1 pseudogene is annotated in these 1,347 nt (G+C 41.9%); it reads right to left on the reverse strand.

Going from position 1 to position 1,347, the window contains the following annotated elements:
* A pseudogene (locus PVV59_RS09770) lies at positions 1–1,347 on the reverse strand (hypothetical protein); the annotation flags it as partial.

Raw genomic sequence — 1,347 nt, forward strand, 5'->3', positions numbered from 1 at the left:
CTTGCCTCTTTCCGGACGTCCTCAACTGCATAATTTAATGTTTCAAACTTCATATCTGTATAGGCTTTGGACTCATTAACACCATTGCTTACTATATCATTCACACGATCATCCGTATATTTCTTCGCATCATCAAGAACGATCTTCATCTGTTGGTCCGTGTAATCATGCAATTGACCTCCATTAACCGCTTCTTTCGAACCACTTTCAATACGACCATCACCTACATTCTCTATCAAAACAGGAGCACTTTCATCGCCTCCAACCAACGTAACTTTATTCGTCTTATGACCAGACTCATCCTTATCATAGTTAACAGCTCCATTCGTAACAGCACTTTCAACATCCTTAACATGTTGATCTATATTCTCTACACGCTCCTCAACAGCTTCAACTTTCTTATTCGTCTCCCAAAGTTGGCCTCCATTAACAACTTCTTTCGAGCCTTCCGATACATCTCCATCCGCTACATGCGTAATCTTACTATCAACCCCATTATGACGACCATCATAACTCCCTAATTCTTCATTCCAATTTAAGCCGTTCGAGGTAACATTCTCAGCTACATCATTAAGGCGATCGTTAATACCAGATAAACTTCCGTTAACTCCTTCAAATGCACCAGCTACGTTATCATAGCTCTTACTCTCAGAAGAACTGCCATCGCTCTTGAACTGCCTTACTTGGAACTGAGGGCCTGTCCATTGACCATTCTCATACTTCGCTCCACCTCCTAAATACAGCGCTAACGTCTGATTCAACTGATACAACTGATTACCCGTAATCGCTTCTGTCGACCCCGCCGAAATATCTCCGTCAACAAGATGGCTCAGCTTACTATTATGCTTACCATCTCCTTTGCCATGAATTGCTACAAACGCTTTCTCATCATCACTCCACAACAGTGCATTCTGAGAAATGTTGTCTGAAAGATCATGTTGAAGCTTCGTGAAAGATTGATTTACACCAGCAAAGGCGGCTGCAACATTATCATAAATCGTCTCCTCAGAACTTCCATCTTCTTTGAAGCTCAATATCTTAAAGCTTGGTGCTGTCCATTTATCTTCTTCATACTTAGCACCACCACCAAAATAGTTCGCAAGCGTCTGATTCAAGGAATAAAGCTGACTACCATTCACTGCATCAACCGATCTTTCTGAAAGCTTTCCTGCCTTCACACCTGTGAGGGTCCGTGCTGCATGATCAACATTTGCAAAAGTAACTTCTGTGCCGCTCTTTTCACCTCCAACCGCAATGACACGTGTCTCCTTATCTTGCTTAACAAGACTGTCTCCTACAACTTTCGTAATCTCATTCTTAAGCTCTTTATGGATATTCGTGAATGAA

The sequence above is a fragment of the Bartonella sp. MM73XJBT.G genome, from assembly GCF_028618435.1.
In the GTDB taxonomy this organism is placed as follows: domain Bacteria; phylum Pseudomonadota; class Alphaproteobacteria; order Rhizobiales; family Rhizobiaceae; genus Bartonella.